Annotated in this window: 12 protein-coding genes; 8 read left to right on the forward strand and 4 right to left on the reverse strand. The window is 65.9% G+C overall.

Translation table 11 applies throughout. The annotated features are described in order from the left end of the window. Positions 1–60: 60 nt before the first annotated feature. The 8 genes from AncyloWKF20_RS14505 to AncyloWKF20_RS14540 all read left to right on the forward strand — a co-directional run bounded on the left by AncyloWKF20_RS14505 (position 61) and on the right by AncyloWKF20_RS14540 (position 10,845). Complete coding sequence (locus AncyloWKF20_RS14505) at positions 61–519, forward strand: MucR family transcriptional regulator (protein ID WP_267584763.1); 459 nt, start codon at positions 61–63, stop codon at positions 517–519. 291 nt (positions 520–810) lie between these two features. After that, entirely contained in the window at positions 811–2,007 is a 1,197-nt protein-coding gene (locus tag AncyloWKF20_RS14510) for a glycosyltransferase family 4 protein (protein ID WP_279314732.1), read from the forward strand. Between the two features lie 64 nt (positions 2,008–2,071). Further along, a complete protein-coding gene (locus AncyloWKF20_RS14515) occupies positions 2,072–2,794 on the forward strand; it encodes an inositol monophosphatase family protein (protein ID WP_279314733.1) in 723 nt (240 codons plus the stop codon). After that, positions 2,718–4,256 (forward strand): N-acetylneuraminate synthase family protein, encoded by a 1,539-nt coding sequence (locus AncyloWKF20_RS14520; protein ID WP_279314737.1) that lies wholly within the window; start codon positions 2,718–2,720, stop codon positions 4,254–4,256. The genes AncyloWKF20_RS14515 and AncyloWKF20_RS14520 overlap by 77 nt, the downstream gene beginning before the upstream one ends. 27 nt (positions 4,257–4,283) lie before the next feature. Continuing rightward, entirely contained in the window at positions 4,284–5,015 is a 732-nt protein-coding gene (locus AncyloWKF20_RS14525; RefSeq protein WP_279314738.1) for an acylneuraminate cytidylyltransferase family protein, read from the forward strand. A gap of 81 nt (positions 5,016–5,096) precedes the next feature. Beyond that, complete coding sequence (locus AncyloWKF20_RS14530; protein ID WP_279314739.1) at positions 5,097–7,856, forward strand: hypothetical protein; 2,760 nt, start codon at positions 5,097–5,099, stop codon at positions 7,854–7,856. 14 nt (positions 7,857–7,870) lie between these two features. Then, positions 7,871–9,712: an ABC transporter ATP-binding protein gene (locus AncyloWKF20_RS14535; protein WP_279314740.1), complete on the forward strand. Its 1,842-nt coding sequence runs from the start codon at positions 7,871–7,873 to the stop codon at positions 9,710–9,712. Positions 9,713–9,777: 65 nt separating this feature from the next. Then, complete coding sequence (locus tag AncyloWKF20_RS14540; RefSeq protein WP_279314741.1) at positions 9,778–10,845, forward strand: hypothetical protein; 1,068 nt, start codon at positions 9,778–9,780, stop codon at positions 10,843–10,845. A 134-nt stretch (positions 10,846–10,979) separates the two neighbouring features. Here AncyloWKF20_RS14540 and AncyloWKF20_RS14545 read toward each other — a convergent pair whose 3' ends face one another. The 4 genes from AncyloWKF20_RS14545 to AncyloWKF20_RS14560 form a co-directional block, all read right to left on the reverse strand. Next, positions 10,980–11,726, reverse strand: a complete 747-nt coding sequence (locus tag AncyloWKF20_RS14545; protein ID WP_279314742.1) for a glutamine amidotransferase — start codon at positions 11,724–11,726, stop codon at positions 10,980–10,982. 132 nt (positions 11,727–11,858) lie between these two features. Then, on the reverse strand, positions 11,859–12,323 hold the full coding sequence (locus AncyloWKF20_RS14550; protein WP_279314743.1) for a TerB family tellurite resistance protein: 465 nt from the start codon (positions 12,321–12,323) through the stop codon (positions 11,859–11,861). A 422-nt stretch (positions 12,324–12,745) separates the two neighbouring features. Then, positions 12,746–13,477, reverse strand: coding sequence for a GntR family transcriptional regulator (locus AncyloWKF20_RS14555; protein WP_267584750.1), 732 nt, complete (start codon positions 13,475–13,477; stop codon positions 12,746–12,748). A 338-nt stretch (positions 13,478–13,815) separates the two neighbouring features. Then, positions 13,816–15,327: a tripartite tricarboxylate transporter permease gene (locus AncyloWKF20_RS14560; RefSeq protein WP_279314744.1), complete on the reverse strand. Its 1,512-nt coding sequence runs from the start codon at positions 15,325–15,327 to the stop codon at positions 13,816–13,818. Positions 15,328–15,336 lie beyond the last annotated feature (9 nt).

Consider the following 15,336-nt stretch of genomic DNA (forward strand, 5'->3'; position numbering starts at 1 on the left):
TACTTATTGACCTGCGCCGCGATGGTGTTACACCGATGACGTTCGCGATGGAGGAAATATATGTCGGAACAGGAAAGCTCGTCGGTCGACTATCTCGGCCTTACCGCTGATGTGGTTGCCGCCTTTGTCGGCAACAATAGCGTCCCGGCGACAGAGCTCCCCGATCTCATCGCCAAGGTGCATGGCGCTCTGCTTCGCCTCACGGCCCCGGCGCCGGCAGCGGTGGAAGAAGTGCTGAAGCCCGCGATCCCGGTCAAGAAGTCGGTGACGCCGGAATATATCATCTGTCTCGAGGACGGCCTGAAGTTCAAGTCGCTGAAGCGCCATCTGCGCACGAAGTACAACATGACGCCCGAGGAATACCGGGCGAAGTGGGGCCTTCCCAACGACTATCCGATGGTCGCGCCGAGCTATGCGGAAGCGCGCTCCAACCTCGCCAAGAAGATGGGCCTCGGCCAGCAGCGCAAGAAGCCCGTCGCCCCGGCGCCGAAGCCCCGCACCCGCAAGAAGGCCGCCTGATCGGGCGACGCCCCGTCCGGCGCCTCAAGACCCATAAAAAAGCCCCGACAGGTCCGCCTGCCGGGGCTTTTATGTTTGGGCGGCACACGCGGCGCGGCCGGCGTTACTATGATTTTCGCGGCGCTGTGGCCGCGCCATGTTCCCAAACAGCACATTCCCCGCTAACAGTCGCACTCTACCTTCCTACCTCGCACGGGCGGGCCACGGCCGCATTCGCGGCGTCGACCCGCGCGCTTCGCGGCTCCCGACCACGCGCCGCCGCCCGCCTGCGACGTCCAACGGATACGCGCCATGAAGATCCTGATGGTGTCCCCGACTCCCGCCTGCCCGCCCACGGCTGGCAACCGGGCGCGCATCCTCGCTTTGGCGCGCGCCGTGCGCGAACTCGGCCATGACCTGCATTTCGCCTATCTCGCCCCCCGCGGCGCGGACCCCGTCACCCGCGCGGCGCATATGGCGGAGTTTGGCGCGGACCATTTCCATTCGCTCGATCTCGACGGCAGGGACGCGCTCCAGCGCCGCCTGCAGGAGAAATGGCGTGCCGTGCGCCGACGCCTGCGTATCGGCGATCCGCACCTCTATCGGCTCGATGAGTGGTATTTTCGCAGCTACCATGTCGCGCTGCAGCAGCTCGACGCCGTGCATGGCTTCGATGCCGTCATCTGCGAATATGTGTTCATGTCCCGCGCCCTTGAGGCCTTCGACCCCCGGGCCCTGAAGATCCTCGACACCCATGACGCCTTCGGCGACCGCCACCTCGAATTCCTCAAGGTTGGCCGCCCCCCGCAATGGTACTCCACCTCGAAGGCTGAGGAACTGCGCGGCTTCCGGCGCGCCAATGCCGTCATCGCCATCCAGCCGAGCGAAGCCGAGAGGTTCGCCCGCGACCTCGGCAGTGCGCCGCCGACATTGCACACGGTCAGCCACTTCCTGGATCTCTCCCGGCGTGCCCCCGCGAGCGCAGCCCCGGCGGCCGCCTTCGTCGGGTCGGGGAACGACATCAACATCAGCGCACTCGATCATTTGCGCCGCAACATCCTGCCGCGCATCCTGGCGCGGCGACCGGACTTCCGGCTCGTGGTGGCCGGCAGCATCTGCGAGCGCGTCATGGACCAGCCGGAGATCCTACGGCTCGGCCGTATCGACCACATATCCGACGCCTTCGCGCAGGCGCCGATCGCCCTCAACCCGACGCTGTTCGGCACGGGCATCAACATCAAGCAGCTCGACGCCATGGCCGCCGGCGTGCCAAGCGTCAGCACCGAGACCGGCAGCAGGGGCTTTGCGGCGCCTGAACGCGACGGCTATATCGCCACCGTCCCCGACGAGGATCCGCAGGCTTTCGCCGATGCGGTGGTCGACCTCCTCGGCCAGCCTGACCGACGCGCCGCCATGGCCGACAACGCCTTCAGCGCCGCGCAGGCCTGGAATGCCCGCCAGACCGATGCGCTGAAGTCACTGCTGCTTTCAAAATCTGTGGTGAATTAACTTCACATCCTTCTCGTCACACGGTTTCGTGTAGAGGTGCGATGTTGCGGTGCAGTGAGACAACATGACCAACGTCCGAGACCTGCTGGCGAACGTGTATGAGATGGTCCGGCTGGACCTGCCGACCATCCTCTCCATGCGCCAGAACATCACATGGAAGGACGATGGCAGCCCGGTCACGGAGGCGGATCTGCGCGTGGAGAAGAACGTCCACGCCTATCTCGCCCAGCATTTGCCCGACCTCACCTTCATCTGCGAGGAAAGCTACACGCCCGGCGCGGAGGGCGAGGCGGCCGAGACTGCTGCGGGCTGGACCGCCGTGCTCGACCCGATCGACGGCACCGAGAATTTCTGCTCCGGCTTCAAGGAATGGGGCGTCTCGCTCTCCATCTGGCGCGACGGGGCGCATCAGGGCAGCGCGATCTTCCTGCCGGAGCTTGGGGACCGGCTGATGAGTGGGGAGGCCATTCCCTATCAGCGCTCGCGCATCATCGGCTTCTCCTCCTCGATCACCGACGAGTTGGCCGCGCGCGTGGCGCGGGCCGGCGAAGCGCGGATCATGGGCTGCGCGGCCTATAATCTGTTCAACGTCACGCGCGGGGCGCTGGCGGGGTTCTCAAATCCGGCTGGCGCCAAGAGCTGGGACATTCTTGCAGGTCTCATGCTGGCGCGCGAGCACGGCTGTGACATCGACGTGGAGGGGGCAAGCTATGGCGGACACTATCTCCGACCTGATCGCAAATATCGCTTCGACATACGCCACCGATACGATCTTCATCCTCGGTAAGGGGCCCTCGGCCGACCTGATCGACCCGCAGGTGTTTTCCTCGGCGCTGGTCATCGCGCTGAACGATGCCGAACAGATCGCCCCGGCCGACATCACTGTCTTCCATGCCGGCTGGGCCAAGGCGGGCATCGCCGCCAATGGCTACCGCTCGCGCGCCTATCTCACCTCGGCCGACTTCACCGCGCCGCAGCGCGAGGTGGCTTATGTCGAGCATGTGCCGCTGACGCAGGAATCCACCGATCTGATGATGCAGCGCTTCCAGGCGGGCGTGCTGAAGATCGAGGACGTGCTGTTCATGACCGCGCTGCAGGTGGCCCGCAAGGTCGCCGCCATTCGCGGGCGCCGGCAAACCGTCTACATGGTCGGCTTCGATTTCAACTTCGAGGCCGGGCACACCTATAGCGAGCGGGTGGAGCGTGACTTCACCGGGGCGACCGATGCCGACAAACGCCTCGTCTTCACCATGCAGGAATTCTTCTTCATCAACGCGCTCTACATCCTCAAGGGATCGGAGCTGGAGGTGAAGCATGTCGGCGCCAAGCCGTTCAGCGTGCTCTCCCCGACCGAGCTGAACCACATGTTCGGCCGGCAGCTGGAGCCGGCCAATGACGGGCGCCCGAACAAGGTCTCGGTGGTCGCCGAGCTGACCACCAACCATTTCGGTGATCGGCTGCGGCTGGAGCGGATGATCCGCTCCTCCAAGGCGTCGGGGGCGGACTACATCAAGCTGCAGAAGCGCGATGTCGCCAGCTTCTATGCGCCCGAGCAGCTCTCGGCCCCCTATGTCTCGCCCTTCGGCAAGACCTTCGGCGAGTATCGCCAGCAGCTCGAACTCTCGCGCGACGATTTCGCCTTCGTCGACAAGCTGTGCCGCGACCTCAATATCGGCTGGTTCGTCTCGGTTCTGGACCAGCCCTCCTTCGAGTTCCTGCGGGAATTCGACCCGCCGATCATCAAGCTGCCCTCGACCATTTCCGAGCACCGCGACTATCTCGACCATGTCTCGAAGAATTACCGCCGCACGGTGGTGCTCTCGACCGGCATGACCGACGACGCCTATGAGCGCTGGGTGCTGGAGACCTTCACCGCCTGCGAGAAGCTGGTGCTGATGCAGGCGAACTCGGCCTATCCCACGCCGCTGGAAGATTGCGGCGTCGGCATCGTCCGGCACTATCACGAGCTGTCCAAGCAGTACCCGCACCTCATGCCGGCCTATTCGAGCCATGATTTCGGCTGGCTCGGCTCGGCGCTGGCGGTGGCGGCGGGCGCGCGCATGGTCGAGAAGCATGTGAAGCTCGGCAACACCGAGTGGGCGCACTTCGACGCCGTCGCCGTCGACCTCACCACGCCGGCCTTCAAGGAGTATGTCGACCGCATCCGCGAGGCAGAGCGCATCGTCGGCGAGGAAGAAAAGAAGGTCAATTCAAGCGAGCACCACAAATACCGCCGCAAGGCGGGGTGAGTGCGGGGGCATTAGCAGGAGCGAAACGTGACTGAGTCTCTGGCGAATAATGGGCGGCGTGTCTGGGCGGTGGTCGCCGCGCGTTCGGGGTCGAAGGGACTGTCCAACAAAAATATCCGGTCTCTGGCGGGCACACCGCTTATCAGCCACTCCATCCGTTTCGCACTCAAGACCGGCTTCTTTGAGCGTGTCATGCTCACGACCGACTCAGCGGAGTACGCGGCGATCGGAGAGCAGCATGGGGCGTGGGTGCCCTTTCTGCGCAGTCCTGAGGCTGCCGCCGACACCAGCATGGAGGAGCATATCCTCGAAGACATGGACCGCCAGCTTGCGCAGCATGGGATCACCCCGCCTGACGCCATCGTCTGGTTCCGTCCGACCTTCCCGTTTCGGGCCATAGCAGATCTACGGACGGCACTCGATCTTCTGGACGATGACGTGGATGCAGTACGTCTGGTCGTCGAGGGCGAGCCAAGGCTCTACACGCTGACCGACGGCTACCTGAACCCGACATTTGATGATGGCGGCCGTTCGATGATCCGGCGCCAAGAATTCAAACCGGTTTATAAGGTCTTTCACACAGACATATTTTGGTACCGCAACATAAAATTGGGCGTGAAGTTTCTCGGAGATCGCGTGCGCGGTGTTCCTGTGCACAAGATCTGCGGCATTGACGTTGATTCAATCGAAGATTTCGAACTCGCCGAGGCAATTATCCAAGCAGGAGCCACGTCAGCCCAGCGTTACATAAACCCGTAATACAGCTGACTTTGGCATTGAGTGTGCCTCCGCCCTGTTCCCGCCGCACGCGCAGGCACACCATCCGCTGAAAGATAGAGAATGGCCACGATACTCCTCTCGACGCTGCTGCAGCCTGCTGACCGGACCGCCGCGTTCTTCAGCAGCCTGATCGGCGCGCTCGAGACGAAGGGCCATCAGGTTTGGCTCTGGGCGCCGGGTCCGCTGGCGGGTTTCGAGGCCCGATGCCTGCCCATGCCCTATGCCATCCGCGATTGGCTGCGTCACTATCCGGTCGCGCCCTCGCCGGTTCGCGACGCCGAGACCGCCAAATGGATCGCGCGCCTCAAGGTGCTCACCCGTCAGGGCTGCCCGGCCTCGCTGGCGCCCCAGCTCTACGAGATCGTCCGTGGCGTCAGCGAGCATGTGCTGGCGACCGTCCAACCGGACCTGTTCGTCGCGTGGAACCCCTATGAGGTCCGCGTCGGTGTGACCTATGATCTGTGCCGCGAGCGTGGCATCGCCACGGCAACGCTGGAGCGGGCGCCGCTGCCGAATACCTGGCACCTCGACAGCCAGGACCATCTGGCCGGCTCACGCCTGCGCGCGCTTTCCTATGAGGACATCGCCGCCGATGACGCACAGGCGGAGCTTTGCCGGCAGACGACGGCGGCGCTTTTCGCAAAATTTCCGCTGGAGGGGCTCGACCGCTACCGGCAGCAGGGCGGCGGGACGGACCTGCCGCATTCCCGCAAGCGGATCGTGTTCCTGACCACCGACGACATGACCGTCGGCATCCACCCCACGGACCACCCCGACCGCCGCATGCTGCTTCCGGGGTTCCTCAGCTCCTTCGACGCCGCGCGGGCCGTTGCCGAGGCGCATCCCGACAAGGATGTATTGCTCAAGGTCCATCCCAACGCGCTGCATCTGGTGGATGAGCAGGACTATCCCGGCAATGTCAGCATCGTCGACGGGCCACCGGCCCCGCTGCTGAAGACGGCGGATGTCGTCGTCTCGATGGGGGGATCGCTGACGGCCATGGCCATCGGGCTCGGCAAGCCGGTCGTCCATCTCGTCCACGATGCCTATCACGGCAAGGGCATCTTCTTCGAGATCGCGCAGCCCGATGAACTGGGGCGCGCCATCGATGCGGCGATGACCGCCAGCCCGGACGAGCTGGCCCGACGGCGGGCACGGTTCGATATCGTGTCCGGGTACATGCTCAGGTCCTATGTCGTCTCCCATCCCGCCGAGGTCGAGGGACTGTATGGCGTGGCGCAAGCGGTGGAGATGATCGACCGACATCTCGCCCAACGCGTCACGGCGCCGACGGCGGCCGCCGAGCTTCCCGCCGCGCCGGCGGCGGACGCGGCCCACGGGTTCCACCCCGCTGCGCCCTCCCCCGACGAGGTGCGCGCCGCCCTCACCGGGCCGTCCGAGCGCACCGTGTTCCTCGATTTCGACCACACGCTATTCGCCGGCAACACCACCGAGGAATATCTGCGGCAGGCCCGCCCGGCGCTGCTGGTCAGCCTCATCCTCGCCTTCGTGCGCGGCTTCCTGCCGTGGCGCAAATTCTTCGGCAGACACTGGTTCCGCTTCCGCGACTATGCCGCCGTGGTCGCGGTGACGCTGCTGCTGCCGTGGAACCTCGCCCGCTGGCGCCGCAATGCCCCCGCGCTGTTCGCCGCGCGCGGCACGCATGAGCTGGCGCAGGCGCTCAAGGTCGTGCCGGCCGAGCGCACCGTCATCGTCTCCTTCGGCTTCGACATGCTGATCGGCCCGCTCGTCAAGGGCACGCATTGGGAGAGCTGCCGGCGCGCCTGCGTGCCGTTCCAGTTGCACCCACGCGTGCTGAAGACGCTGCGGCACGGCAAGGCGCGGCTCATTGGCGGGCTGTTCCCGCCGCGCGTCGTCGCCACCGCCGCGCTGGTGACCGATTCCGAGGACGACCGCGACCTGCTCGACCGGGTGAAAGTCCCCCTGCTCGTCGAGCCGGTCGGCGAGAAGAGCGCGGCGGAAGAATCCTTCTATCTGCCGATGCGCTACACGGCGCTGGCGAAATACAACGCCCATTATGTGCGCAAGCAGACGCTGTTCGTCGAGCTGCCCTTGCTGCTGCTCGCGACCCTGCCGCTCGCCGGCGCACCCTGGCTTTGGCTGGGCGCGGCGCTCGCGCTGTTCGTCTCCATGCTCGCCGTCTACGAGATCGGCTATTTCGAGAACGATCAAGTCGCCGCCGCGCGCGAGGCGAACCCGACGCTGACGCCGATGGCCGCGCGCTTCCGCGATTTCCCGCTCGCCCGCCATGCGTGGAGCTGGGCCATCGCGCTCGGGCTTGTCGGCGCGTTGCTGGCGAGCCTGCGCCTCACCGGGGGGGTGTTCGACAGCGACCTTTTCGCCATTTTGGCCGGTGTGTGGATCGTGGTGCTACTCGTGGTGCGGGGGCTGTTCGCGGCCTATAATCGCCTGCCCGAGGCGCGCCGGATCTTCGTCTACCCGCTGCTGCAGGCCGCCAAGCTGCTGGCCCCGCTGCTCCTCATCCCCGGCCTCGCGCTCGGCGCCGCTCTGCTATTGGCCCAGACCGTCGCGATGTGGATGACCTATGCAGTCTACCGCGCAGGTGGCGACAAGGCCATGGTTCCGCGAGAGACCGTCCGTCTGACCGCCTTCCTCGCTCTCGCGGCCGGAACGCTCCTTGCATCGCCGTCCGGCACGCTGCACACCGAAGCCGTGGCGGGTGTCCTGATCCTAGCCTGGCTGCTGCGTGAGCGCTGGGTAGGCGTCATCCGCCGACCGCTGGTGGCCGCAGCCAAGACGTTGAAGACCCGGCTCGCCCACCGCTTCGCCTCGCGCTGAGAATGTAGGAACGCATGAAGATCGACGGCATTTCCGAATTCTGGAGCCTTCTGTCCCGCACGCGGCGACGCGAGTTTATCGTGCTGCTGGGCTTCCAGTTCGTACTGAGCGTCCTCGAGTTCATCGCGGTCGGCGCGGTTCCTGCCTATGTGCTGCTAATGAGCCGCTCGCAGGAGGCGATGGCTCTCCCACAGTTGCGGCCGTGGCTCGACTGGGTCGGTATCCACGACTCCGTCACCCTTATCTACGCGGGCGGCGTGGGCGTCATCGCGTTGTTCCTGCTGCGGGGCGCTTTCAACCTCGTGGTGTTGAAGGTGCAGGCCCGGTTCATGGCCGCGCTCGGCGGTGATCTCTCGCTGCGGCTTTTCACGGCCTATCTGCACGCGCCCTACCTGTTCCATCTCACCCAGAACACCGCCCATTTCATCCATGTTGTCATGGGCGAGACTGGGCGCATGGGCGGCAATTTCCTTCAGCCACTGCTCACGGCCGCCCAGGCAATCTTCATCCTGGGGGCACTGACCACACTAGTCGTCGTGTCGGACCCCTTCCTCGCGCTGATGCTCGGCATCACCGCGGGCGGATCCTGCTTCCTCTTCATGCGGCTGAATCGGGAAAAGCTGCATCGCGTCGGCCTCGAGTTCAGCCGCCGGAACCGTCAGATCACACAGACTCTGAATGAGGGCCTCGGCTCCTATAAGCACACGCGGCTGCGGGGGCTTGAGGGGGATATCCGCGGCGAGTTCCAGCAGCATGCGCAGGTGCGCGAGGAGACCCAGCGGACGATGCGGTTCAATCAGGGCCTCTCGAAGCCGGTCTTCGAGACGGTGGGCCTGACGGCGCTCATCCTGCTGGTCTTCGTCATGCTGCTCCAGGGGCGCTCTCCGGACCTCGTGGTGCCCACACTGGCCATGCTCGGCGCCGTAGCCGTGCGCATGCTGCCGACGCTGAACCAGCTCGCGGTCGCGCTCAGCACCATGCGCTCGAACCTTTCGGCGGTTCACAGCCTTGTCGACGAGTACCGCGCCCTCGGCATCGGCCCGGACGAGCCGACGTTCGACACAGCGGGGACCGCCAAGCCATTAGCCATGGGCGACATCGTCTTCAGCGACGTGACCTATCGCTACCCTGGCCAGAACCACGACGCGCTGCAGAATCTCTCGCTCACCATCCCGGCCGGCAGCTCCGTGGCATTTGTCGGCCCGACCGGCTCCGGCAAGACCACCGCTGTCGACGTGATGCTCGGCTTCCTCGCCTATAGCGGCGGCGACATCACGGTGGGTGGGCGCTCCATCGGCGAGAACCTGGCGGGCTGGCAGCGGCTCATCGGCTATATTCCGCAGGCCATCTACCTCACCGATGCCTCGATCCGCCGCAACGTCGCGCTCGGCGTGCCCGAGAGCGAGATCGACGATGCCGCGGTCTGGCGCGCGCTGGAGGCGGCGCAGCTCACCGATTATGTCCGTGGCCTGCCGGAAGGGTTGCAGACCAATGTCGGCGAGCGCGGCGTGCGCCTCTCCGGCGGCCAGCGCCAGCGCATCGGCATCGCCCGCGCGCTGTATTATTCCCCCGAAGTACTGGTGCTCGACGAAGCCACCGCCGCGCTCGACAACGCCACCGAGCGTCGCCTGATGGCGGCGATCGAGGAGGCCAAGAGCGGCCGCACGCTGGTGATGATCGCTCACCGCCTGTCGACCGTGCGCAATTGCGACCGCATCTTCTTCATCAAGGCCGGCCGCGTCGCCGCTTCCGGCACCTATGACGAGCTGATCGCCACCTGCGCCGAATTCCGCGAACTGGCGCAGGTGCCGCAGATCGAGGATGCACCGCCCCTCGACCAGAGCGCTCAGGCCTGACCCCTGGCCGGCCTGATCCCTCGCTCGCCGTACTGCCCGATGGCTCTCCTTCCTGCGGAATACCGATGAACCAGGCCCCCTCGCGCGCCCCTATAGATCCGCCTGCCCCGGCGCGCGCCGGCGCGCCCCTGAACATCACGGTGCGGCCGGGTTGGAACAGCCAGAACCCGTTCACCATCATGTTCGCCGAGGCACTCGCCGCGCAGGGCAACACGGTGGGGGACCGGATCGGTGGGGTGCGCTTCTATCCGTTCGGGGCGGATGTGATCGTGCTGCACTGGCCGGACGAGTATTTCTTCGTCCGCTCACTCAAGGCGACGGCGCGGGCTTTTCTGTTCCTGCTGGCGAAGTGGCTGCTGGGCGCCAAGCTCATCTGGGTGGTCCACAACATCGAGCCGCACGACAAGGACAAGCCGCCTTTCCCGACCGGTCGGCGGGCCCTGTTCGCCGCGATCGACGGGCTGGTCTTTCTGTCGGAAACCTCGCGCACGTTGCTCTATCAGCGCTGGCCGGAGCTGAAGGCAAAGCCCTTCACCGTGGTCTCGCACGGCCATTACAAGGGCCGCGCCATCGCGCCGATGACCGCGCCGCGGGCGGTGAGCGAGCCGGTACGCCTCGCCTATATCGGCCAACTGCGTCCCTACAAATCCGCCGACACGCTGATCGAGCTGGTGCGCGCTTTGCCGCCGGAATCGGTGACGCTGAAGGTCGGCGGCAACTGCCCGGATAAAGGCTTTGCCCAGCGCCTGCGCCAGTTCGCCGAGGGCGCGCCCAATGTCGCGCTCTCCCTGGGCTTGCTGTCGGACAGCGAAATCGAGCAGCAGGTGGATGGCGCGGATGCGGTCATTCTGCCTTATCGCGACATCCTCAACAGCGGCTCGGCGATCTATGCCCTCTCGCGCGCGCGGCCCGTGCTGGCGCCCCGGCTCGGCAGCCTGATCGAGCTGCAGCAGCAGGTCGGCGCCAACTGGCTCTATCTCTATGAGGGCGAGTTCAACGCCGAGGTGCTGGCGAGCTTCATCGCCTGGCTGAAGGCCCCGGGCCGCGAGGGGGAGCCGGATCTCAGCAGCCATGAATGGGAACCGATCGGCCGGCAGCTCGACGGCTTCTTCCGGCAGCTGAAGGCCCGCTAGAGCATTTTCGAGCGAAGTGGATTCCGGTCCGCGTGAAGAAGAAGTGGATTCCGGTTCGCGTGAAGAAAATGCGCCGGAACAATGAGTTAGAGCTTTTCCGGTGAATGGGAGTTCACCGGAAAAGCTCTAGCCCCTCACTCCGCCGCCGCGGGCTGGCCGCTGGCGAGCCAGCGGTCGAGGAAGGCGTCGAGCCAGAGGCGGATGCGGCCGTCATGCTGGAGGCGGTCGACGAAATGGGCGCGCGGCGGGCGGGCGCCGGGCAAATGGAAGCTGTCGGCCCCGGTCACCGTCCAGCGGCACATCATGTGGTGCGTCACTTCCGGGTGGAACTGGATGCCGAGCGCCGCCGGACCGTAGCGGAAGGCCTGGTTGGGGAAGGCCTCGCCTTCCGCCAGCAATTCCGCCCCCGCCGGCAGGGCGAAGCCCTCATTGTGCCAGTGATAGACATGCTCGGGCCAGGCGATCTCGGCCACTCCGCCCTCGCCCACTCCGCCCTCGGCCAGCAGCGCGGCACCGGCCTGCGTCGCGCGGATCGGGTAATAGCCGATCTCCACCAACCCCTCCGGGTGGCGGGCGACCGGCGCGCCGAGGTGACGGGCGAGCATCTGCGCGCCGAGGCAGATGCCGAGATAGGGCTTGCCCTCGGCGAGCGGCACGCCGATCCAGTCGATCTCCGAGCGGACATAGGCGTGGCAGTCATTGGCGCTCTGCGGCCCGCCGAAGATGATCGCGCCGCTATGTTCGGCCAGCGTCGCCGGCAGCGCATCGCCGAGGCAGGGGCGACGAATATCCAGCCGATAGCCACGCTCGGTCAGCAGGCGTCCGATTCGTCCGGGTGAGGAATGCTCCTGATGGAGCACGATCAGCACGGGATGCGGCATGGTCTCCAGGCGCCGGGCGGGCGTCGCATGGTTCGGGGGACACGAAGCGCGGGCGTTGCCGACCGCAGCTCAACAGGTCACAGGCAAGGATGGCGCCAGTTGGGCACCGGCATCAAGCCGCCCGTATCGTGCTCAACTCTCGGCGTCGAAGCTGGCGCGAACCTGTTTGCGGATCTGCACCCGGTCGCGCGAGGCGACGTTCAGCAGCTCGGCGGCGCGCCAGACCAGATTGTCCTCGAACTCGGTGAGCCCGCCATCGGCATAGGCGACCTCGAACATCATGGCGACGACGCGCTTGCGGCCCTCATCATCCATGGCGCGGTTGAGCACGCTGGTGAAGGCGTAGAGGTCGACCGCCTCGGCATCGCGGGCGATGGCGGCCTCCAGCAGGCGCTCGGCCTCCGCCGCGTCGAGGTTGAAATGCGCCCCGAGAATGCCGCGCAGCTTGGCCATTTCCTCGGCGCCGATCACCCCGTCAATGGTGACGACATGCACCAGCAGCGCGGCGGCGGCGAGCCGGTAATCATTCTCGGCAAAGGCCACCTCGCGCGTGCCGCCGGCGATCTCGGCGATGAAATCGGTCAGGCTGCGCAGCATGCTGGCGGGCTCTCAACGAGGGACGCGGGGGATGGCAGGGCGACCCGCCTCGCGGCGGCCGGCCTTACCGGAATGGTTCTAGGTGATTGTGCGTAGCCGAATCACCGCCCCCGCGCAACGGGCGGGGCGGGAAGGCGTTGTGGGACAAGACGGCACGCACCGTCATGGCGCACCGTCATGGCCGGGCTTGGCCCGGCCATCCACGACTCTCCGCCGTCGCACGCGACCAAAGACGTGGATCCCCGGGTCAAGCCCGGGGATGACGGTGTGACGGAGATCTGGCGAGAGCATTCTGACGGGTGAGCCAGGCCTCGGGTTCGCGCCCCCCCCCAAAAAAAGCCGGCGGGGTCGAGGAACCCGCCGGGGAGAGGTAGAGCGGTGGCGCGGCCGGTTGCTTCCGGCCGGCGCCGATGGGTGATCGCCTATTCCAGATAGTCGGCGAAGCGCGCGACATGGTCGGCAAGGCCGAGCGCGTGGTTGCGCACCAGCACCTCGGCAAGGTCGGTGTCGCGAGCCTCCAGCGCCTGGATGATGGCGAGGTGATCCTGGATCGAGCGGTCGGCCCGGTCCTCCTCGCCGATCGTCTTGCGGCGGATCATGCGCATATGGGTGAACAGGTTCTCGGCGAGATTCACCAGAATGCCATTGCCGCCCATGGCGATGATGGTCTGGTGGAACTGGATGTTCACCTCGGAATATTCGTCGAGCTTGGCGTGCGGGGCGCCATTGGGATCGTCGAACGAGGCGAACATTTCCCGCAGCCGGCCGATCTCGTCATCGGTGGCGTGCTGGGTGATGAGCCGGGCGGCGAGGCTTTCCAGCGCCGCCCAGACCTGGATCATCTCGATGACCTCGCGCTTGGTCTTGCGCACCACATAGATGCCGCGGCGCGGCACCGAGTGGACGAAGCCCTCGCGCTCCAGCTGCGCCATCGCCTCGCGCACCGGGGTACGGCTGACCCCGAGGCTCTGGGCGAGCTGGCGCTCGTCGAGCCGCACTTCCTGGGTCTGGTCGTAGATATTGAGCGAGACGATGACTTCCTTGAGCGCGGTATAGGCGCGGTTCTTGAAAGTGGACGTGTCCTCCAGCGGCGCCACGGAGAGCTTCGCAGCCCCGCCATTCACCCGGCGAATGGTGCTTTCGATGCTCATCATGCAGCGTCCGTCCCGGGGTCCGTGGCCGACCGGGCGCCGGCCGGACGGAGATGATGAAGCCTGGTGTGGGCACAGAACATTGGCGTTGCCTCCCGAACCCCCCGATACCTCGGTCCGCCAGCGCGCCTCCATCGAGCTTCTATGGCTCGTCTGCGGGGCGGGTTCCTGCGGCGGCCGTGTGTTGCCCGATCTCCCTCTCCGGGGGCGAGGGATTCGGCGGAAGAGCGATTTGCCCCGCTCTTCGCCTGGGCGCCGACCGGACCTAACGCTGCGTCAGGTTCCGTTCGGCCCAAAAGCCCGCCGCGCGGTGAGCGCGGCGGGCCTTGTCATTGTCGTCCTCAGGCCGGCTGGGCGGACGTGCCGCGCAGCTTGCCGAACAGGTGGCCGAGGACCGGCCAGATGCCGGCGAGGACACCAAGGCCCATGATCGAGGCCACGAGGCCGTTCGACCAGAACACCGAGATCGAACCGCCCGAGCCAAGCAGGGACTGGCGGAAGGATTCTTCGGCGGCGTCGCCGAGGACGATCGCGAGCACCAGCGGCGCCAGCGGGTAGTTGGTCTTCTTCAGCAGATAGCCGAGGACACCGAAGACCATCATCATCAGCACGTCGAACACGTTGTTGTTCACCGTGTAGGCACCGATGGCGCAGACCACCAGGATCACCGGGGCGATGATCGAGAAGGGGATGCGCAGGATCGAGGCGAACAGCGGCACCGTGGTCAGCACGAGGATGAGGCCGACAATGTTGCCGAGATACATGGAGGCGATGAGGCCCCACACGAACTCAGCCTGCTCGACGAACAGCATCGGACCGGGCTGCAGACCCCAGATCAGCAGGCCGCCGAGCAGAACCGCGGCGGTCGGCGAACCGGGGACGCCCAGCGCCAGCATGGGCAGCATGGCGGCCGTGCCGGCGGCGTGGGCGGCGGTCTCGGGGGCGATGACGCCCTCGATCTCGCCATTGCCGAAGTTCTTGCCGTTCTTCGACACGCGCTTGGCGATGCCATAGGCCATGAAGGAGGCCGGAGTGGCGCCGGCCGGGGTGATACCCATCCAGCAGCCGATGACGATGGAGCGCAGCGACGTCATCCAGTAACGGGGCAGCGTCAGCCAGGTCTTCCACACCACCTTGGGGTCGATCTTCGCCGACTTGCCGCGGAATTCGAGGCCCTCTTCCATGGTCAGCAGGATCTCGCCGATGCCGAAGAGACCGATGACCGCGATGAGGAAGTCGAAGCCGTTGAGCAGTTCGGTGACGCCGAAGGTCAGGCGGAGCTGACCGGTGACCATGTCGAGGCCGACCGCCGCGAGGGCAAAGCCGATCATCATGGACACGATGGTCTTGGCCGGCGGCTCCTTGCTCATGCCGACGAAGGAGGCAAAGGCGAGGAAGTAGACCGCGAATTTCTCGGCTGGACCAAACTGCAGCGCGAACTGGGCGACCAGCGGCGCGATGAGGGTGATCATCACCACCGCGAAGAAGGCGCCGATGAAGGACGAGGTGAAGGCCGCGGTGAGCGCTTCACCGGCTCGTCCTGATCGGGCCATTGGATGCCCGTCAAAGGTTGTGGCCACCGACCAGGGTTCACCGGGGATGTTGAACAGCACCGAGGTGATGGCGCCGCCGAACAGGGCGCCCCAGTAAATACAGGTCAGCAGGATGATCGCCGAGGTCGGCGACATGGAGAAGGTGAGCGGCAGCAGGATGGCGACGCCATTGGCGCCGCCGAGTCCCGGCAGCACGCCGATGATGACGCCGAGCAGGATGCCGATGGCCATCAGGAGGATGTTGAACGGGTCGGATGCGATACCGAACCCGTGGTAGAGATAGGTGAAATTCTCAAGCATGGGCGTTTC

Origin of the sequence: Ancylobacter sp. WKF20, from assembly GCF_029760895.1 — a bacterium.
Lineage (GTDB): Bacteria > Pseudomonadota > Alphaproteobacteria > Rhizobiales > Xanthobacteraceae > Ancylobacter.